21 protein-coding genes are annotated in these 19093 nt (G+C 38.2%); 12 read left to right on the plus strand and 9 right to left on the minus strand.

Translation table 11 applies throughout. From position 1 onward, the window contains the following. Positions 1-4: 4 nt before the first annotated feature. The 5 genes from lptD to OW492_RS03655 are packed head-to-tail and all read left to right on the plus strand — an operon-like array spanning position 5 to position 6340. A complete protein-coding gene (gene lptD, locus OW492_RS03635) occupies positions 5-2386 on the plus strand; it encodes an LPS assembly protein LptD (RefSeq protein WP_290038500.1) in 2382 nt (793 codons plus the stop codon). Between the two features lie 10 nt (positions 2387-2396). Continuing rightward, entirely contained in the window at positions 2397-3710 is a 1314-nt protein-coding gene (gene surA, locus OW492_RS03640; protein ID WP_290038501.1) for a peptidylprolyl isomerase SurA, read from the plus strand. Between the two features lie 2 nt (positions 3711-3712). Next, positions 3713-4708 (plus strand): 4-hydroxythreonine-4-phosphate dehydrogenase PdxA, encoded by a 996-nt coding sequence (gene pdxA, locus OW492_RS03645; protein ID WP_290038502.1) that lies wholly within the window; start codon positions 3713-3715, stop codon positions 4706-4708. Between the two features lie 3 nt (positions 4709-4711). After that, on the plus strand, positions 4712-5521 hold the full coding sequence (rsmA, locus tag OW492_RS03650; protein ID WP_290038503.1) for a 16S rRNA (adenine(1518)-N(6)/adenine(1519)-N(6))-dimethyltransferase RsmA: 810 nt from the start codon (positions 4712-4714) through the stop codon (positions 5519-5521). 6 nt (positions 5522-5527) lie between these two features. After that, positions 5528-6340 (plus strand): symmetrical bis(5'-nucleosyl)-tetraphosphatase, encoded by an 813-nt coding sequence (locus OW492_RS03655; RefSeq protein WP_290038505.1) that lies wholly within the window; start codon positions 5528-5530, stop codon positions 6338-6340. 55 nt (positions 6341-6395) lie between these two features. On the opposite strand, the gene folA is transcribed toward OW492_RS03655, so the two are convergent. Further along, positions 6396-6884, minus strand: a complete 489-nt coding sequence (folA, locus tag OW492_RS03660; protein ID WP_290038506.1) for a type 3 dihydrofolate reductase — start codon at positions 6882-6884, stop codon at positions 6396-6398. A gap of 306 nt (positions 6885-7190) precedes the next feature. Here folA and OW492_RS03665 point away from each other — a divergent pair, with 306 nt between their 5' ends. Then, positions 7191-8180, plus strand: a complete 990-nt coding sequence (locus OW492_RS03665; protein WP_290038507.1) for a DUF2333 family protein — start codon at positions 7191-7193, stop codon at positions 8178-8180. A gap of 80 nt (positions 8181-8260) precedes the next feature. On the opposite strand, the gene OW492_RS03670 is transcribed toward OW492_RS03665, so the two are convergent. The 4 genes from OW492_RS03670 to OW492_RS03685 all read right to left on the minus strand — a co-directional run bounded on the left by OW492_RS03670 (position 8261) and on the right by OW492_RS03685 (position 10940). Then, on the minus strand, positions 8261-8599 hold the full coding sequence (locus OW492_RS03670; RefSeq protein ID WP_290038509.1) for a PBPRA1643 family SWIM/SEC-C metal-binding motif protein: 339 nt from the start codon (positions 8597-8599) through the stop codon (positions 8261-8263). Between the two features lie 128 nt (positions 8600-8727). Then, a complete protein-coding gene (locus OW492_RS03675) occupies positions 8728-9195 on the minus strand; it encodes a threonine/serine exporter family protein (RefSeq protein ID WP_290038511.1) in 468 nt (155 codons plus the stop codon). Next, positions 9195-9971, minus strand: coding sequence for a threonine/serine exporter family protein (locus OW492_RS03680; RefSeq protein WP_290038512.1), 777 nt, complete (start codon positions 9969-9971; stop codon positions 9195-9197). The genes OW492_RS03675 and OW492_RS03680 overlap by 1 nt, the downstream gene beginning before the upstream one ends. A gap of 12 nt (positions 9972-9983) precedes the next feature. Further along, on the minus strand, positions 9984-10940 hold the full coding sequence (locus OW492_RS03685) for a hypothetical protein (RefSeq protein WP_290038514.1): 957 nt from the start codon (positions 10938-10940) through the stop codon (positions 9984-9986). Between the two features lie 234 nt (positions 10941-11174). Between OW492_RS03685 and rsmE the strand changes: the two genes are divergently transcribed. From rsmE to OW492_RS03710, 5 genes are all read left to right on the plus strand, one after another. Then, positions 11175-11903, plus strand: coding sequence for a 16S rRNA (uracil(1498)-N(3))-methyltransferase (gene rsmE / locus OW492_RS03690; protein WP_290038515.1), 729 nt, complete (start codon positions 11175-11177; stop codon positions 11901-11903). 22 nt (positions 11904-11925) lie between these two features. Then, complete coding sequence (gene gshB, locus OW492_RS03695; RefSeq protein WP_290038517.1) at positions 11926-12879, plus strand: glutathione synthase; 954 nt, start codon at positions 11926-11928, stop codon at positions 12877-12879. A gap of 92 nt (positions 12880-12971) precedes the next feature. After that, positions 12972-13649 (plus strand): YqgE/AlgH family protein, encoded by a 678-nt coding sequence (locus OW492_RS03700; RefSeq protein WP_354669213.1) that lies wholly within the window; start codon positions 12972-12974, stop codon positions 13647-13649. Next, positions 13649-14086 (plus strand): Holliday junction resolvase RuvX, encoded by a 438-nt coding sequence (gene ruvX / locus OW492_RS03705; protein WP_290038519.1) that lies wholly within the window; start codon positions 13649-13651, stop codon positions 14084-14086. Before OW492_RS03700 ends, ruvX begins: the two co-directional genes overlap by 1 nt. A 268-nt stretch (positions 14087-14354) precedes the next feature. Then, positions 14355-14984: a LysE family translocator gene (locus OW492_RS03710; protein ID WP_290038520.1), complete on the plus strand. Its 630-nt coding sequence runs from the start codon at positions 14355-14357 to the stop codon at positions 14982-14984. A gap of 72 nt (positions 14985-15056) precedes the next feature. Here the strand turns inward: OW492_RS03710 and OW492_RS03715 are convergent, their stop codons facing one another. Then, entirely contained in the window at positions 15057-15683 is a 627-nt protein-coding gene (locus tag OW492_RS03715) for a LysE family translocator (RefSeq protein ID WP_290038521.1), read from the minus strand. A 299-nt stretch (positions 15684-15982) separates the two neighbouring features. Here OW492_RS03715 and OW492_RS03720 point away from each other — a divergent pair, with 299 nt between their 5' ends. Then, the gene (locus OW492_RS03720; RefSeq protein WP_290038522.1) at positions 15983-16633 is read left to right on the plus strand and encodes a peroxiredoxin-like family protein; all 651 of its coding nucleotides are present in this window, start codon (positions 15983-15985) and stop codon (positions 16631-16633) included. Positions 16634-16717: 84 nt separating this feature from the next. On the opposite strand, the gene OW492_RS03725 is transcribed toward OW492_RS03720, so the two are convergent. The 3 genes from OW492_RS03725 to ung all read right to left on the minus strand — a co-directional run bounded on the left by OW492_RS03725 (position 16718) and on the right by ung (position 19024). Then, positions 16718-17392, minus strand: a complete 675-nt coding sequence (locus tag OW492_RS03725) for a 2OG-Fe(II) oxygenase (protein ID WP_290038524.1) — start codon at positions 17390-17392, stop codon at positions 16718-16720. A gap of 322 nt (positions 17393-17714) precedes the next feature. Next, positions 17715-18263, minus strand: a complete 549-nt coding sequence (locus OW492_RS03730; protein ID WP_290038526.1) for a hemerythrin domain-containing protein — start codon at positions 18261-18263, stop codon at positions 17715-17717. A gap of 107 nt (positions 18264-18370) precedes the next feature. Further along, positions 18371-19024 (minus strand): uracil-DNA glycosylase, encoded by a 654-nt coding sequence (ung, locus tag OW492_RS03735; protein WP_290038811.1) that lies wholly within the window; start codon positions 19022-19024, stop codon positions 18371-18373. Positions 19025-19093 lie beyond the last annotated feature (69 nt).

Raw genomic sequence — 19093 nt, forward strand, 5'->3', positions numbered from 1 at the left:
ATCCATGCTAAAACTACTGCCTTTATTGTTTATAATATCCCCCATTGCAAGTGCGATTGCACAGGAAGTTGATAATAGTGAATTAAAAGACAATATAAATAATACAGATAATGGTTCAGAAAGTTCAGAAAACACTGAGCTTAATGATCAAGAACTGTTTTTCCAACAGTGTTATCAGCAAGTTCCTCGTATCACAACACGTAATAATGAATTAGATAGAAACCAAATCCCTGTTAGTGTTGATGCTGACTCACTGAGAGGACTAGACGGTGAAATTATTTATCAAGGCGACGTTAACCTAGTGCAAGGTGATAAAAGCCTAAATACTGATAAGTTAATTTATAACCGAGATACCGCACAAGCCAATGCTATTGGTAATGCGCGTTATGTTGATGGCCAAGTTACGCTGTTAGCAGACCAAATTGATACCAACTTTAAAACCGATGAATCTTCAATATTCCAAACCGAATTCCAATTCCATGGCCAAGGTGGTCGCGGTAGTGCAGATGAGGTACATGATAACGGTAAAGGCTTTTACGAACTAAAGTCATCAAATTACACTGCTTGTCCACCTAACGATATTACCTGGAGCTTAGATGCCTCAACGTTATATATCGACCAAGAAGAAGATATGGGTACAGCTTGGAATGCCGTACTAAGAATTAAAGATGTGCCGGTTTTCTATTTCCCTTATATCAGTTACCCATTATCTGATACTCGTAAAACAGGTATTTTATTCCCTACTTATGAATACTCGTCAGTTAATGGGTTAACCTACAAGCAACCTGTATATATTAATATTGCACCTAATCAAGATGCAACTATTACTCCTACTTACATGCAAAATCGTGGCATGTTAGTTGCCGCTGAATATCGTTACCTGTTTGGGATTGGTTCAGGCACAGCTCAGGTTGAATACCTCTCCGATGACCGTATTCGTCAAGATGATGATGGTAATGACATTGGTGACCGTTATTTAGTGCATCTTGATCACTCCGTTGACTTTGGACAAAACTGGCGCTTTGAGGCTGACTACAACAAAGTAAGTGATGAATATTACTTCAGTGATATCAGTACTGATTACGGTACACGTAGTGATAACCAATTATTACAAACCGCGCAATTAAGTTACACAGAAAGCAACTGGAATAGTGAATTAGAAGTGAGAAATTTCCAAGTACTAGAAAGTGATGATGACGATGATTCTTCACATATTGTGTTGCCTAAACTTGCTTTCAATGCGCACAAACCACTTAACTGGAAAAGTTTACAGTTTGATTTGTATTCTGAAGTTACCCGATTTACTCATGATGACGATGACGTATACACAGGTACGCGTGTACATGTAGAGCCTAAAATATCTTTACCTCTATATTATGATTCAATGTTTGTTAACACTGAACTGAAATATATGTTGAGTTACTACGAACAAGATTTAGATAACGCAACCAAGTATGACTGGTATGACGATTTAGAAGAGACTGAAGTGCGTAACCTGCCTTCTTTCAAAATTAACTCAGGTATTAACTTAGAGCGTGACTTAACTTGGTTTGGTGATGATTACCGTCAGACATTAGTACCTCAACTTCAGTACTTATATGTGCCTTACCAAGATCAATCTGGTATTGGTTTATACGATACGACCACTCTTCAACAAGATTACTACGGTCTGTTCCGTGATAACCGTTATTCAGGATATGATCGTATCGCTGAAGCCGATCAACTTACTTTTGGTGTTTCAACAAGCTTCTTAAACGCACAAGGTAAAGAGAAATTACGCTTTGCAGTTGGTCAAAACTACTATTTCTCACAATCACGCACCGTGTTACCAAGTGACGATGATGACGATGACGACACTGAACTAAATAAATCATCGATAGTAGCAGAGCTAGATGTTAACTTTGAAAATGACTACTTTTACCATGCTGGTATCGAGTGGAATAGTGACCAGAACTTTATTCGTCGCGCTAATACAACCTTCGAAAAACGTTGGCTTGGCGACAACTATATGCAACTAAGTTATCGTTATTACAAAGATGACCAAGATGCAGACTGGGATGAAATCGTTAACCAAGTGGGGACAAAAGTAAACTGGTCTCTAAATACTCAATGGTCAACATTTGCTAGTTATTATTATAATGTTGACTATGACAATAGTTTTGAAAGTATTATCGGTATTAAATATCAATCATGTTGTTGGGCGATTGGTTTAACGTATGATCAACATTTACTTTCTTATTATGGTGACGAAGACAGTTACGATGATGATATTGAAACAGAAAGAAGTGTTAGCTTAACATTAGAGTTAAAAGGTTTAGGTGGTGTTGGCACTTCTGGTACTGATGATGGTCTATTCGACTATGGCCGTCCATTTTATTTAAAGTAATAGGTAGAAAATGAATTTATCAAAACGAATTTTAAGTGCTCTTATTGTAGTGACTACATTATCGCCATTCGCGAATGCAGCAGAAGTAGAAGTCGATAAGATTGAAGCCGTGGTCAATAAAGAGCTAATACTCACAAGTGATATGACCAACATGAAACGAGACTTAATAAAACGTTACCAAGACAGTGGCCAAAGCTTACCTGATGCAGAAATTTTAGATAAACAAGTATTAGATAAATTAATCAGTGACCGTCTACAGCTACAAATTGCAGACCGCATTGGTCTGCGTATCAATGACTCTCAAGTTGACCAAACAATTGTAGAAATAGCAAAAGATCGTGGTACAACAGTTGCTGGCCTACGTGAAGAATTAGCGTCTTCAGGCATTAATTACAAATCATTTGTCAGCAATATTCGTGATGAATTAACGATTAATGAAGTGCGTCAAATACAAGTACGTCGTCGTATCAGCATCTCAGATCAAGAAGTAGAGCAAGTTATTGCCCGTATTAATCAAGCTGGCGAAGAACAAACGGAATTACGTTTTGCGCACATTTTATTAAAAGTAGCTGAGGATGCATCACCAGAAGAGAAGCTAGCAGCTGATAAAAAAGCAGAAAAATTAGCAGAACAGATTAAAAATGGCGCGAGTATCCAAACACTTGCAATTGCTAACTCTGAAGGCCCTAAAGCTGAAGAAGGTGGCGATTGGGGATGGAGAAAGTTAGATGAGGTGCCAAGTCTGTTTGCTGAAGAGTTATCAGAAAACAATACGAAAGGCGAAGTCGTTGGCCCTTTCCATACACGCTTAGGTGTACATATAATTAAGATATTGGATAAAAAAGGTGGTCAAAATGTGATGACTGAAGAGGTTAAATCTCGCCATATTTTAATTAAACCGAGCATTATTTTAAGTGAACAAAAAACACAAGAGTTATTAGCGCGCTTACGTCAACAGATCTTAGATGGCACCAAAACCTTTGAAGAATTAGCGAAGCAATACTCACAAGATCCAAGTTCAGCTGTGCGTGGCGGAGATTTAGGTTGGGCAGATCCAAACGTTTATGTACCAGAATTTAGAGACATTGCACAAACTCAAGCGATTGGTGAAATTAGCCAACCATTCCAAACAACACATGGATGGCATATTTTACAAGTGCTAGACAAACGTGAGTCTGACACCACTGAAAGTGCAACCAAACAAAAAGCCTACAATTTAATTTACAGACAACGTTTCCCGGCTGAAGCTTACGCTTGGTTAAATGAATTACGCCAAGAGGCTTACATTAAAATCACTAACCCTGACTACATCATCGAGGAATAAATATGTTACCACGTATTGTAGTAACCGCTGGTGAACCAGGCGGCATAGGCCCTGATTTAATTTTACAACTTGCCGACCAAGTATGGCCGGTAGAGTTAGTGATTTGTGCTGATTTAAACTTACTAAAATCCCGTGCTACGCTACTCAACAAACAGATTAACTTCGTTGAGTATCAACGCGACGGACAACAAGCATCCCCAGCTGTTGGACAACTTACAGTAGCACATATAGAAGCCCCAGCAACTGTTGTAGCAGGCCAATTAAACATAGAGAATGGTGCTTACGTATTGGAAACATTACGCTTTGCTAGCCAAGGTTGTTTAAATGGTGAATTTGCTGCGGTAGTCACTGCACCGGTCCATAAAGGCATTATTAACGATGCTGGCGTTGCATTCAGTGGCCATACAGAGTTTTTTGCTGAGCAAGCAGGTGTAGATTTAGTGGTAATGATGTTAGCAACCACAGGCTTACGAGTTGCACTTGCAACAACTCACTTGCCGTTATCGGCAGTGCCTGCTGCGATCACAGAGCCATTGCTAGATAATATTATCAGTATCTTAAACGCTGAATTAAAAAACAAATATGCAATACAAAACCCAACTATCTATGTATGTGGATTGAACCCACATGCTGGTGAAGGTGGGCATATGGGTAGAGAAGAGATCGACATCATTGAGCCTGCTTTAGATAATATCCGAGCAAAAGGCATTAACTTAGTAGGTCCACTCCCAGCCGATACCCTCTTTCAAGAAAAATACTTACAAGATGCAGATGCTGTATTAGCCATGTACCATGACCAAGGGTTACCGGTACTTAAGTACAAAGGCTTTGGTCAATCAGTGAATATTACACTAGGCCTACCTTTCATCCGTACATCGGTTGATCACGGCACCGCATTAGATTTAGCAGGAACAGGAAAAGCCGACTCAGGTAGTTTATTATGTGCAGTCAATGAAGCAATTACCATGGTCCAAAGTAACATCAACAAGGTTAACTAAAAAATGAATGATAAAACCCACCTAGGCCATACTGCCCGTAAACGTTTTGGACAAAACTTCTTACATGATGATTACATCATCGATTCGATTGTTGCGGCTATTGCACCACAGGCAGAAGACAATATTGTAGAAATTGGTCCCGGTTTAGGTGCTTTAACAGAGCCCGTTGCACGTAAAGTAAATTGCTTAAACGTCGTCGAATTAGATCGTGATTTGGCAGCACGATTAGAAGAGCACCCAACCCTACGCGATAAACTAAAAATTACTCAAGCCGATGCTATGCGTTTCGACTTTGGTCAATTAGTACAAGGTGACAAGCAGCTACGTGTATTTGGTAACTTACCTTACAATATATCTACACCGTTAATGTTCCACTTGTTTGAGTTTGCAGACAAAATTTCAGACATGCACTTCATGTTACAAAAAGAAGTAGTTAACCGTTTATGTGCAGGTCCTGACTGTAAAGCTTATGGCCGTTTAAGTGTAATGGCACAATATTACTGCAATGTTATTCCAGTGCTAGAAGTGCCACCAACAGCATTTAAACCAGCCCCTAAAGTCGACTCTGCAGTAGTACGTTTAGAGCCTTACGACACACCACCATTTATTGCTAAAAGTATCAAAGTCTTAAACCAAGTATGCTCAATGGCCTTTAACCAACGTCGTAAAACGGTACGTAATGGCTGGCGTGAAATCCTTACTGCTGAAGAACTAACCAGTTTAGATATCAATATTGGTAGCCGTGCAGAAAATATTTCAGTAGAAGAGTATGTACGTGTTGCTAACTACGTTTTTGACCGTCAACAAGACTAAGTTGTTATGGCAACCTATATAGTTGGCGATATTCAAGGCTGTTACGACGAATTGCGTCAGCTACTTAAATTGGCAGAATTTGATACTCAGCAGGATGAACTATGGGTAACCGGTGATTTAGTGGCGCGAGGTCCTAAATCACTGCAAACCTTACGTTACATAAAGAAAATAGGCGCAAAAGTGATTCTTGGGAATCACGACTTGCACCTGTTAGCCACCGCCTTAGGTATTCACCCGTTTAAAGAAAAAGATAAAACAGCAGAAATTGTGGCTGCCGATGATGGGCAAGAGCTGCTTACCTGGTTAAGACAACAACCACTTTTACTGCAACATCCTGAGCACAAATTCATCATGGTTCATGCCGGTATATTGCCTGCTTGGAGCATTAAAAAAGCCAAGAAACTTGCTAAAGAAGTTGAAGCACAATTACATGGTGATAATTATAAAACCATGCTGAAAGATATGTACGGTAATCACCCCACACGTTGGAGTAAGTCGTTACAAGGTGTTGAAAGAATGCGTTTTATTGTTAATGTATTCACCCGTATGCGTTACTGTACTATTGATGGCGAATTAGAGTTTCAAAATAAACGTTCACCTAGTGAAGTTCAAGACAGCCAGTTAAAGCCTTGGTTTGATATTACGCCACGTAAGCATAAAAAGCCGATCTTATTTGGACACTGGGCTGCTCTATTAGGTAAAACACAACAACCAGACATTTATCCGTTAGATACAGGATGTGTATGGGGAAATAGTTTGTCGATGATACGTTGGCAAGATAAAAAAATGTTCTCTCTATCCTGCCCTGTTTATGGTTAAACTCAAACGGTCTAAATAATCTAAGTCTATTTAAACTTCACCATTTAGCTCTGAGTTATACTCTATCCAAAGTCACAAATTCTAAATTATGGGCATTTTTTTCATCAGCGGCATAATGCTCACTACTCACCTTTTGCCACTGACCTTGTGCTAAATAATCAGGGAAATGCGTATCCCCCTTAGTTTTTAAGTCAATCAAAGTCAGGTATAAACGATTCGCACTTGCAAGAAAGTGTTCATAAATGGTTGCACCACCAATAATCATCACCTCATCACTGCCTTCAGCAGCAGCAATTGCCTGCTCTACAGTAGACACACAAGTTACGCCTTCGATACTCAGGTTTACATCTCTTGATACCACAATATTTAAGCGCCCCGGAAGAGCACGACCAATTGAGTCATAGGTTTTTCTGCCCATGATCACTGGCTTACCTAAGGTAGTTTTTTTAAAGTGCTGTAAATCAGCAGGTAAATGCCAAGGCATATCGTTGTCTAAACCAATTACGCGATCTTCAGCCATTGCTACTATCATTGAAATTTTCATGTAACGCCCAAAATATAAAGTGAATATATAAATAACCTGTAAAGCGTTAGTTTAACAATTAAGTTTTAGAATTCATCTATTTAATTAACCTGAGCTCAGCTTAACGGAAACCAGGCTTTCTAAAGTCAGATAGTTAAATCATTTATTAGGCAATACGGTTGGTTGTAATCAGAAATCTGTATAAATAACTGTGTTAACTCGCTTTTCTTATCCAGTGTAGAGGCTATTTATTATCTACAAAGGATAATTATTACTCAGGTTATGCTACAGTCATACTATAGTTATTACTGAAATAGGAAGCCTATAATGCTTACTGCGCTAAAAAAATCTGCCATCCCTTTATTAATCATCATTATTTTTATCTCTTGGTTACTGTCTATTTGGTGGGGCTGGATGCCATCATCTTATAATGTTAAATCGCGTGTTCAGGAAACAGCACAAGCAGAAAATGTTGAATTAGTACCAGGTTATGCCACTGTCACTACCTTAATTGATATGGCTGAGTGGTTAGTGGATAAACCTGGAGGCTTATTATCAAATGATGTTATTCCTCCAGGGTTACTAATGGATAATATGCCTGCATTTGAATATGGTGTGTTAGAGCAAGTTCGTGATTTAGCGTTAGTGATGCGTTTAGACTTCAGTCGTTCACAGTCACAATCAACGGGTGATAAAGACCTTGAAACAGCACAAAATAAAATGAATATTTCACATAAAAATTGGGTGCTACCTAGTGCTGAAAGCGAATATAAAGATGCAATAAAAGCCTTTGCTCGTTACCGTACTCGTCTAAGTGCCGAAGATGAAACAGAAGCACAATTTTATACACGAGCAGATAATTTAAGTGATTGGTTACGAGAAATTGAAAAGCGCTTAGGCTCTATTTCACAAAATTTGAGTGCCAGCGTCGGTAATGATATTTTTGATACCAACTTAGCAGGTGACACCACAGCTAAGCAATCAACAAGAACCTCTGAAGAGTTAAAAATTCAAACTAGCTGGTTTAAAATTGATGATGTATTTTATGAAAGCCGCGGCTCAACTTGGGCTATACTGCACTTTTTAAAAGCGGTTCAAATTGATTTTGCTGATGTATTAGAGAAAAAGAATGCGACAGTGAGCTTAAAACAGATCATCCGTGACTTAGAAGGTACTCAACAAGCAGTATGGAGCCCAATGGTATTAAACGGTAGCGGCTTTGGTTTTCTAGCGAACCATTCATTAGTGATGGCGAATTACGTGTCACGAGCAAATGCAGCATTAATCGACTTAAGACGTTTATTAGAGCAAGGTTAAAACTTCCCTACCCACCATAGAAAACAAAAACGAGCTCCTAGGAGCTCGTTTTATGTAAAAGACGATGTCAACCTTAGGATCTAAGCACCACAACATTTCTTGAATTTTTTACCACTGCCACAAACACATGGCTCGTTACGTGCAGGTTTCTTTTCAAAACGTGTAGTCACAGGCTTATTAATTAATACATCTAACTCAGTAGTATTTTCTGCTTGCTCAGCATCGACCGTAACTGTAACAACTAATTGATGTTGCTTAGCTAAAGCTTGAATCTCTTCACTGCGCGCTTCGCTGTTTACAATCACCTGCAACGGTAACTCTTCAGTTCCCGCTTTTACAGCACGCTTTGTATTAAAACCATAACTTGAATGTTTTGGCTTCTTCTCTTTTTTACCTTTGAAGAAAAACTTATCTGACATATTTAACCTTTGTTATTTTATTCTTTATTCACGCTTAATCTGTTACGCATATACTCAGCACATGCATTTTGCCGACAGTGTACAGTATTATTAATACCAATCTAGCCTAATCTATAAGCAACGCTAGATTAAACAATAGGTCGACCACGGTAGATAAGAATAGACGGTAATGCCAAACCAAAACTTAACGCGGTTAGGATAAATAAAGTGCGTAAGCCATTTTCCGTCACCAATTGCATTAACCCTAAACTATAACCCGTAGTATTGATTTCAACTAAAGCAATCATTGCGGTAAAAGCATAACTACCGGGGATCATCGGAATAACCGAAGCAACTGTAAAAACTGGTCTTGGAATAAGGTGTTTACGTGACCAATACAGACCTAAGAACCCCATATTCGCAGAAACAATAAAAGTCGCCCATTCAATTGGTACACCGTAATGCATTAATAAAAAACGCGAACTATGCGTTAAAGCACCACCGATAGCGCAGTAAATTAACATATGACGCGGTACATTAAACACCATTGCAAAACCGACTGCAGGTATCCAGGCAAACCATGCATCTTCTAATAACAGATAAAGTAATTCAATCATTAGCTAGTCCACCCTGACACACCCACTAGTGTCATCGAAGCGACGATACCAATGGATACACTAATAGCTAATAGTGTCGCAAACACCCAACGTGCTATGCCCATATTAATATGCCCTTTGAGCATATCTGACACTGAGTTAATTAAGGGAAAACCAGGCACCAATAGTAATACACTGGCTGCCATTGCAATTTGTGGGTTCTCACCAGCTTCAAATATCACCCCAAAACTGGTGATAGTCGTTGCGACAAAAGCCGCAGCAGCAAAATTAACAAAGGGATTATGATGTCGATGAGCGAGCTCTTGACGGAGGATCATAGCAAGAGCAGCAGCTACAAAAGTAACCCAGTAAGCTGCACGGTCACCGCCGAAAAAGTGGCTAAAACTTGCACATGAAAAGCCAATCATTAATACCACCAGCCAGCGGTTATGCTTGAACGGAATTAAACGTTTTAAACGTTTTTTTACATCTCTCACATCCAATAGCTGCTTTTCAGCCATCACACAAATACGCTGAACTTCACAAACCATTTGCATATTAATACCACGATCAAAGCAACGTCTTGTGGTAGTGACACAATGACCGTCCGACAAACTGGTAATGACAATGGCATCAGGACTAACAGATAACTCTATATTATCTGCACCTAGCGCCAAACCAATGCGTTGTGTGGTTTGTTCAATCAGGCGGCTTTCAGCACCATGTTGATGTAAAATCTGTCCTGCAAACACGGCTACCCGTGTCAATTCCGTTTGTGCTTCCTTCGACAAGCTCATGGTGTACTCGACCTATAGTTGAGATTCAGCCAGTTTTAGATCTAACGTGGCTTTAAGAAGTTTGAATAATAATATAGCAGCATCTATCTCTTCTTTGCGATTGGTTAAACTTTCGATGTTTAATCCGAGCGGAATATTTAAAGGTAATACCGCCTGTAATATTTGCTCAAAGTTATTACGACTGATTTGTAGTGATTCTTTTAACGGGTTATCCGACGCTAAAATACGCAATGATGTTGCTTCCGGTACAGAAATCCCTAACCACTCGATAAACTCTAAGGTTTTAGCGCTGCCACATGGAGAAAAAGTTAAAATAACACGTTTTGGTTGAATACCTTGTTGCTTACATTCACTTGCATAACGAGTTAATAGATCAATAGTCGCTTGCGCATTGTATACCGCTTGGGTAATAAAGTACTCACAACCTTGGTCTTGCTTATTACGTAAACGAAGGTGTTCATTCCCCTTAGCAACATGGCGCTCAGCAATCGTCACACCACCTAAATAAAAATCTTGAGGATGGTCTTCAAGCGTTTTATAAGCATCATTCAAAGACAGTTTAATGTCCCCTTCTGATGAAGGAGAGCCAACTAATACCAAATCACGCACTGAAAATTGATGCCAAGCATCAGATAACCACGCAGTAAAATCAGCAGCATCACGTTGCGATACACTTTTATAGGTAATAACGGGTTTATTTACTTTATCGTGTAATAATTTCGAATATAAACGCGAATCATGAGTATATTTAAAAGGAAATGGGCGGGGTTTATCAGTACGAGATGTTTCATCTTGAATATCGTAAACGATTAAACCGTCATATTCTATCTCATCTAAACGCCCTAACAATTTATCTGCAATGCCAGAAACCAGCTCTAAATCAGTATCTTTTTTTGGAGGTGTAGTACCAATGAAATAAACGCCACGTTTCGGATCAGTGGTAATACTTTTTAACTTAGAGTTAGACATATCAAGTTCCCAGACTTTACACAGAAAATAAAAGAGCAAAAGTATCCCATATCTTGCCAACAATTGGTATTAAGGAAAGCATATTAAAAACGCGAGCGTTAAGGTTCACTGCGGCAAAAATCAGCGAATAGACTAAAAGCTTGTATTAAATAGGAATAATTAACCTTTCATCGATGGCGACATAGAAAGTTTTCGCGCTATACTAGCTATTATTTACAACAAAAAAGACCCGTTATGCGCAACCCTCGTTTTTATGAACCACAACAGTTAGCAGAAAACAGCATCATTACACTTTCTGATGATGCTGCTCAACATATTCGTGTTTTGCGTCTTAACCAAGGCGATCAAGTTACTTTGTTTAATGGACAAGGTGGACAGTTTTCAGCACAACTTACTGAGGTACAAAAGCGAAGTTGTAAAGCGCAAATAAACGCATTCCAAGCAACTGATAATGAAAGTCCTCTGTATTTACATTTAGGGCAAGTTATCTCTCGTGGTGACAGAATGGAGTTTGTGGTACAAAAAGCAGTAGAGTTAGGGGTAAACGAAATAACGCCATTAGTCAGTGAACGTTGCGGTGTTAAATTAAATGCTGAACGTATGGCGAAAAAACAACAACAATGGCAAAAAATAGCCATTGCGGCCTGTGAACAATCAGGTAGAAATATCGTCCCTACAATCCATCCTGTTGTATCCTTAACAGAGTGGAGTGAAGAGCCTGTCGATTGCTGTAAGTTAACCCTACATCCACGTGCTAAATATTCAATGAATACATTACCCGACGATATCCAGCATGTACGTTTATTGATTGGGCCTGAAGGTGGATTTAGTGACGAAGAAATCACCCTAACAGAGACCTTAGCATTTACAGAAACATTATTAGGGCCGCGAGTTTTACGTACTGAAACAGCGGCATTAACTGCGATTACTGCATTACAATGTCGTTTTGGCGATTTAGCTTAATTTATTATCAATAGGAAATTATATGACCATTAAAATTGGTATCGTGATGGATCCCATCGCTGACGTTAATATTAAAAAAGACTCAAGTTTTGCGATGTTATTAGAAGCTCAATCACGTGGTTGGGAATTATACTATTTAGAAATGAAAGATTTACACCTAGAAAACGGTCGCTGTTTTGCAACTAGCAAAAAACTAACTGTTCAACGTAAAGAAGGTGATTTTTATCAATTAGAAGAATCAGTAACGCATCCATTATCTGATTTAGACGCCGTATTAATGCGTAAAGATCCACCTTTTGATACCGAATATATCTATGCCACTTATCTATTAGAGCGCGCAGAAGATGAGGGTTGTTTAATCGTTAACAAACCACAAAGTCTTCGTGATGCCAATGAAAAGCTGTTTACCGCTTGGTTCAGTGAATTCACACCAATTACCTTAGTGACACGCAGTGCTGAAAAAATTCGTGAATTTCACGCTAAGCACAAAGACGTTATCCTAAAACCATTAGATGGAATGGGTGGCGCATCTATTTTCCGTATTAAAGAAAATGACAGCAACGTAGGTGTAATCATCGAGACACTAACCGAGCATCAACAACGTTATTGTATGGCACAAGCATTTATCCCTGAAATCAAAGACGGTGATAAACGTATCTTGATCGTTGACGGTGAACCAATGCCTTATGCATTAGCACGTATTCCAGCAAAAGGTGAAACACGTGGTAACTTAGCAGCTGGCGGTCGAGGTGTAGCACAGCCATTATCTGAATCAGATTGGCATATTGCAAATACCATCGGGCCTAAGTTAAAAGAGAAAGGCTTAATCTTTGTTGGTTTAGACGTCATTGGTGATAAAGTCACTGAAATCAATGTAACAAGCCCAACGTGTATCCAAGAGATTGACAACGCTTATGGTACTAACATCAGTGGCAAATTAATGGATGCCATTGAGAAGCGTGTAAAAGGTGCTTAAATAGACCTAAAAATCCCTATTAATTTGAATACATTGTTATAGTCTAAACACAGAAGATATTGTCAATGTATTCAAAATTCATGGAGAAGCATATGACTATCGATAAAACAAAACCCCCTTTTTCCGATCCAGAGGTTGATCCTTCATTGGAGGTATCTTCTGTTGATGCTGAAATTAAACTTACCGATGAAAATACGCAAACGGAAGTGATTGCTTCTTTAAAAAACCATTTTTTGATTGCGATGCCTTCTTTAACAGATCCTTACTTCAAACAATCAGTAGTTTATATCTGTGAACATGACGAGTTAGGGGCAATGGGTTTTATTATCAACTACCCGGTTAAACTAACCGTACAAGAGTTATTAAAAAATGCTGAAAGCATTGACCATGAACCAAATCCGCCTCTTAAAAACCCCGTGTTTTTAGGTGGTCCATTAGATATGGATAGAGGCTTTGTATTGCATAGCCCAACCAGTGATACTGGCGCACAAAGCACCGTACTGAATGAGCACTTAATGATGTCTAACTCAAATACAGTGTTGTCATCTTTAGGCACAACTCATGAGCCAACTAACTATATGGTCACTCTAGGTTATGCCAGTTGGGATTCAGGACAATTAGAAGAAGAGATGGTTAAAAATCAGTGGCTTACCATTAACTTTGAACATGACATCATCTTCAATACACCTGCAGAACAACGCTGGGCTAGCTCCTTACAAAAATTAGGCGTAGACCCATTACAATTAAGTAGCGAAATAGGCCACGCATAATGACAACAGAAACAAAAGCCCCTAATGCCCTGTTGGGGTTTGACTTTGGTACCAAAAGTATCGGTGTTGCAACAGGACAAATGATCACTGCTACCGCTCAACCTCTCGCAGCAATCAAAGCCAATGATGGCATTCCTAATTGGGACACTGTTGAACATGTCATTAAAGAATGGAAACCCGACCTTATTGTTGTTGGTTTACCCTTAAATATGGATGGTACAGAGCAACCAATTACCCAAAGAGCAAAGAAGTTTGGTAACCGACTATCTGGGCGTTTTGGTGCCAAAGTCGCATTTCAAGATGAGCGTTTAACTACTGCGAGTGCCAAAGAATTTATTTTTGAGCGAGGTGGTTATAAAGCCTTAGAAAAAGGCAAAGTAGATAGTGTATCCGCCGCGTTGATTTTAGAAAGCTGGATGGAAAGTTACTGGCAATAACAAACCACTATTTAGCTACTGCTCTGACATTAAGCACAGATACTTAGCCATATGGATTTAAGTATCTGTCATTTTTCATTATAACGTTCAATTTATTCTAACAACATCATTTCAATACAGTACTTGATATTATATTGACCTACCTGATATTCAGTTTTATATTAAACCGTTGCCTGCCAACGAATAAATTCAACATGGATGCTGCATCTACTCATTAAGATGTTAGCTTTTTGATAACTAAAAACAACACCAGAAAAATGGACCGCCAATGCCAATCTTACATATTGAAGCTTTTCTGATCGCCATTACTATCTTAACCCTGACTCCAGGACTGGACACCGCATTAGTCATTCGCAATACCACTCGAGGTGGAGAAAAGGATGGATTTGTGACAAATGTTGGAATCTGTTTTGGCTTATTCTTCCATGCCACCTTATCTGCCGTTGGTATCTCATTATTACTTTCACAATCACCACAATTATTCCAAGCCGTGAAGATGATTGGTGCCCTGTATATCCTGTATTTAGGAATTCAAGGTTTAAGACACAGCTTCTTTGCTTCAGCTAAAGATCCTGAAAAATTCGGTAGCCAAGGTAGTTTTAAAGCAACAAGAAGCTTTCGAGAAGGTTTACTGTCGAATGCATTAAATCCAAAAACAGCCATATTTTACTTAGCGTTTTTACCGCAATTCATTAACCCAGAGTACTCTGCTTTCATGCAATCATTATTGATGGCAGCCATTCATTTCGTGATTGCACTTTGTTGGCAAGCCTTTATTAGCCGTATGATTGTCGCTGCTAAGAAACGTTTCGATGGAGGAAAAACACAACTGATGATGGAACGTTTAACAGGGGTAGTATTGATTGGCTTGGCAGTTAAACTGTTAATGGAGAAATAGTAGCAGTAAGTGTATTACCCGTCTATTACACAGGTAATACACTTATCACTGACACATTAACTAATGTTTTTCTTACCTCAATACCAAGTACAATCCCGCCAATATCATAATACCCCCCGCTACTCGATTTAATTTTTTATGAGCACTTGGTGTTTTTAACAAATTAGCCATTCGACTCGCACCAATTGCAATTAGTATTAACCCTGCAAACAAAGCAAATGCAGAAAGTACTGACACTAATAAAATATCCGAAGAGGTCAGCACATTTAAATTAATAAAAGTCGGTAAAAATGAAATATAGAATAGGATAACTTTCGGATTAGACACTGAAATGAGGAACCCTTGTATAAAACCAGAAAAACGCGCAGGATTTTTCACAACATCCTCTTCTATTTTCATATTACCTTGCAATGGAGGCAAAGCATTAAACATCTGATAACCGAGGTAGATCAGATAACCAGCACCTATATAACGAATAGCAATAAACACTTCCGACCAATTAGTTGCAACAGCAGCTAACCCTAAACACGCTAAAATAAGATAAAGCACATCACTGGCTATCATACCTAAAATCAACATTGCCGTGCTTTTAGGGCCGCTGACCATTGCTCTAGCTAAAACGGCAAAGACACCTGGGCCCGGTGTAATACCAAAAATAAAGATTGCAATAAAAAATGTAATTGCAGATTCAAATGACATACTTAATCCTTTAATCGTTATCACCTTGATTAACAAGGCTATTCATCCATATTTAATGGCTCAGTATAAATGAGATTGAATAATACCAATTATATTAGATAAGAGTGCTAAATTTTGTGTAGAGAAAATAACTGAGTTTAACAAATAAACTAAAACGATTAATTAGCGTGATTGGCATGATAGTAACGTTGTTTTTTATAACACTTCCTGATAGGTTATTGAACACTTGTTCTTTTATTTTCTAACCCTTAAATAAAAGAGCTCCCCCTTAACTTCCATCAGCTGATTAGGAAAAAAAGATGACAACATTAAGAGAACAAACTGATGCTAAAATTGCAGCAGGCCGTAAAGGTAACCCTGAATTTATGAGAGGGATTGATGACGTTATCAAGGAAGCTAAATCATTCAAAGAAGGTAGTAATGCACTCAAACTAGGGGATAAAGCACCGCGTTTTACCTTACCAAACCAGCAAGGAAAATTAACCTCATTAGATGACTTATTAGCAAAAGGCCCGGTTATTGTTACTTTTTATCGTGGTAGTTGGTGCCCTTACTGTAACCTGCAATTAAGAGCCTTACAGTCTCGTTTAGAACAAATTAATGGACTGGGAGCTCAATTAATAGCCATCAGTCCAGAAGTACCTGATGACTCGTTAACTAAAAATGAGATCAGTGAAATGACTTTCGAAGTATTGTCAGATCAAAATGCAGATGTTGCAGCACAATTTGGTGTAGCGTGGAAAGTACCAGACTTTGTATTAGAACATATGAAGGTTGATCGTCATCTAGACATTGAAAAAATCAATAACGGTAACGCTAATATCATGCCGATCCCAGCAACCTATATATTAGATAAAGAAGGCACAGCAGTATGGCGTTTTGTAGACGTTGATTACCGCGTTCGCTCTGAGCCAGAAGATATTATTAATGAGCTAAAAAAACTAGCGTAATCCTATTTTCCAGTTAACTTTACTTGGCATTGTAAAAATAGACAGCCTCACCCGGTGACTACTTTTAATGCCACTTTTAAAATACTAACGCGGAGGGTCAACTCGGTCAGTAACCGAAGTATTCACCCTGAACCAACCAGCAATAGAATATCGATCACGGTTCGCAGCCAGTACCTCATGTGGAAACTCTTCACTAAGAAAAGCCACAATAGTCCCCATTAATGGCACGACTTTTGTACCAACTTGGTCATGTTGATCCTGATATAACACTAATTCACCGCCATCGTTTGGCAGCCAGTGGCTGTTAAAGTAAACAATCAATGATAAAACACGATTCGACTCACCTTTAAATGCATCATAATGGCGTTTGTAATAATCACCAGGGCTGTAATGAGCAAAGTGACTTTCAAATGAGAACAAACCTAAAAACAAACGACGATTTAAATAACTTTGTAATCCTGCAACCCAGTTTAACCAATCTTTTCCAGCTTCGGTTTCACCTGTGATCCAACTAATTGCATCGGTTCTCACAAATTCATTTTTTAAATACTCTTTACCACGCCCTATTCCAGCATTTTTAAATTTATCTGCTTCCATCAGTTGTTGGTGAGTAAACAACGTTTCAGTTAATGCTTCAGGTAATGCAGTTGGTAGAATACTGTAACCATTGGATTCAATTCCCTGTGCAATTAATGCAAATAAAGAATCATCATTAAAGTTATTTTCAGAAAACTGACTGACATTTTTTAACGCTAACAAAGCGGTGCCCTTATTAAATAAATGAATAACACCAGTTACACTAATTAACTGGTCTATTTTACTTGTTAAAATAATGCTAGCTAAAACGTATTGTCGATTTAATTAAGCTAACAACACTGCGTCTTTGATTGGAGAGAATAAAAAGGTCTCTTTTTATCGCGATAAGGAGTGAATGCGAATAGTGCCAGTTTTTTTGAAAAAGAAAAGTATTTAATGATGATCAGTCATACTGAATGATTTGCAGAACTAATCATCATTGAGACTAGTGTGATGCATATGGATAAGGGCTCTGTTACCTCAATTTTGAACAATAAGGGACCTACTAATTAACAGTATTACTATTAATATATTCGGATAAGGTTTTAAAGCGATCACTGATACTGTCACCAAACAATGGATCACTATATTCTTTTTGTTTCCACTGTAAACTTAAATGCGCCCAATCATCAGGGGTAAGACTCGCTTGGATTGCGGGCAATATAGATAACTCTTCATAACTTAAATGCTGTTTTTGTTTATTCACAAAAGTTTCAAGCTTTTCTATAAAAATATCTTTAGGGATAATCGCATCTAGTAATATCATACTTAACATATCGTCTAGCTCCGTTGTTAACTCACTTAATTGCTGGTGGTCTTCTTCCAAACGATTGGCTACTTGATCTGATACCACTCTGTATTTTAAGTAATAAGCGTAGATCAGATCTTCCATTGGGTGATGATATTTATCTGCGTAACTTTTAAGATAATCGGTAATCGATTTTAATAATTGATAATCAATATTGCCATCAATCTTTAGCATCGCTACCTTATTCTCAACCACCTTCAATAACTGCATAATATTAATATGATCTTTATGAATACGATTAATCATGTCACTTCACCTGTTAATGAATGTATTGATAAATAATAAACACATTGACGGAGTTAACTTATGCGCCACATCAATAAATAATCGATTAAAAAACCAACAACCAATTTTTACCAATTAATAGGCTTTTTATTTTGATCAGATAATAACTTATTAGTTTGTGAAAAATGTTTACAGCCAAAAAATCCACGATAAGCTGATAAAGGTGATGGATGAACAGCGGTTAATACATGGTGTTTTTGTTGATCAATCATGCTCGACTTTTTAATCGCATGGCTTCCCCATAATAAAAAAACCACGCCTTCAGTTTGTTCATTGATATGCTGTATTACATTATCTGTAAATATTTCCCAACCTTGCTTTGCATGGCTACCCGCATTGGACTCTTCTACCGTTAACACGGTATTCAATAACAATACACCTTGTGTTGCCCAATGGCTCAAATCACCGTCACTTGGTAGTTCATCCCAAGCAAGGTCATCGGCCAACTCTTTGTATATATTACGTAAAGAAGGCGGTAGATTAATACCGGGCTTAACAGAAAAACTTAGACCATGCGCTTGCCCTGCTCCGTGATAAGGATCCTGACCTAGAATAACTACTTTAACCTTGTCTAAGTCAGTTAATAAAAAAGCATTAAAACGATCTTTTTCAGATGGATAAATGGTTTTTCCCTGGTCAACTTGTTGATCAATAAATCGCTGTAGTTTATTGAAGTAAGTTTGCTGTTGTTGTTCTGCTATAAAATCTGACCAAGACATAATCACCTGCTGTTTATCTAAATGTTATAAGCACAATATAACATATAAGCTATTGTTAAATATTAACTTTAT

This window comes from Psychromonas sp. 14N.309.X.WAT.B.A12 (assembly GCF_030397575.1).
Lineage (GTDB): Bacteria > Pseudomonadota > Gammaproteobacteria > Enterobacterales > Psychromonadaceae > Psychromonas.

Excerpts from the sequence above, each read along its gene's own strand:
- rsmA (WP_290038503.1), top strand. The coding sequence starts at position 4,712 with ATGAATGATAAAACCCACCTAGGCCATACTGCCCGTAAACGTTTTGGA.
- lptD (WP_290038500.1), top strand. The coding sequence starts at position 5 with ATGCTAAAACTACTGCCTTTATTGTTTATAATATCCCCCATTGCAAGT.
- OW492_RS03665 (WP_290038507.1), top strand. The coding sequence starts at position 7,191 with ATGCTTACTGCGCTAAAAAAATCTGCCATCCCTTTATTAATCATCATT.
- surA (WP_290038501.1), top strand. The coding sequence starts at position 2,397 with ATGAATTTATCAAAACGAATTTTAAGTGCTCTTATTGTAGTGACTACA.
- OW492_RS03670 (WP_290038509.1), bottom strand. The coding sequence starts at position 8,599 with ATGTCAGATAAGTTTTTCTTCAAAGGTAAAAAAGAGAAGAAGCCAAAA.
- OW492_RS03710 (WP_290038520.1), top strand. The coding sequence starts at position 14,355 with ATGCCAATCTTACATATTGAAGCTTTTCTGATCGCCATTACTATCTTA.
- OW492_RS03715 (WP_290038521.1), bottom strand. The coding sequence starts at position 15,683 with ATGTCATTTGAATCTGCAATTACATTTTTTATTGCAATCTTTATTTTT.
- OW492_RS03685 (WP_290038514.1), bottom strand. The coding sequence starts at position 10,940 with ATGTCTAACTCTAAGTTAAAAAGTATTACCACTGATCCGAAACGTGGC.
- OW492_RS03675 (WP_290038511.1), bottom strand. The coding sequence starts at position 9,195 with ATGATTGAATTACTTTATCTGTTATTAGAAGATGCATGGTTTGCCTGG.
- OW492_RS03730 (WP_290038526.1), bottom strand. The coding sequence starts at position 18,263 with ATGATTAATCGTATTCATAAAGATCATATTAATATTATGCAGTTATTG.
- OW492_RS03700 (WP_354669213.1), top strand. The coding sequence starts at position 12,972 with ATGACTATCGATAAAACAAAACCCCCTTTTTCCGATCCAGAGGTTGAT.
- gshB (WP_290038517.1), top strand. The coding sequence starts at position 11,926 with ATGACCATTAAAATTGGTATCGTGATGGATCCCATCGCTGACGTTAAT.
- OW492_RS03680 (WP_290038512.1), bottom strand. The coding sequence starts at position 9,971 with ATGAGCTTGTCGAAGGAAGCACAAACGGAATTGACACGGGTAGCCGTG.
- OW492_RS03655 (WP_290038505.1), top strand. The coding sequence starts at position 5,528 with ATGGCAACCTATATAGTTGGCGATATTCAAGGCTGTTACGACGAATTG.
- ruvX (WP_290038519.1), top strand. The coding sequence starts at position 13,649 with ATGACAACAGAAACAAAAGCCCCTAATGCCCTGTTGGGGTTTGACTTT.
- pdxA (WP_290038502.1), top strand. The coding sequence starts at position 3,713 with ATGTTACCACGTATTGTAGTAACCGCTGGTGAACCAGGCGGCATAGGC.
- folA (WP_290038506.1), bottom strand. The coding sequence starts at position 6,884 with ATGAAAATTTCAATGATAGTAGCAATGGCTGAAGATCGCGTAATTGGT.
- rsmE (WP_290038515.1), top strand. The coding sequence starts at position 11,175 with ATGCGCAACCCTCGTTTTTATGAACCACAACAGTTAGCAGAAAACAGC.
- OW492_RS03720 (WP_290038522.1), top strand. The coding sequence starts at position 15,983 with ATGACAACATTAAGAGAACAAACTGATGCTAAAATTGCAGCAGGCCGT.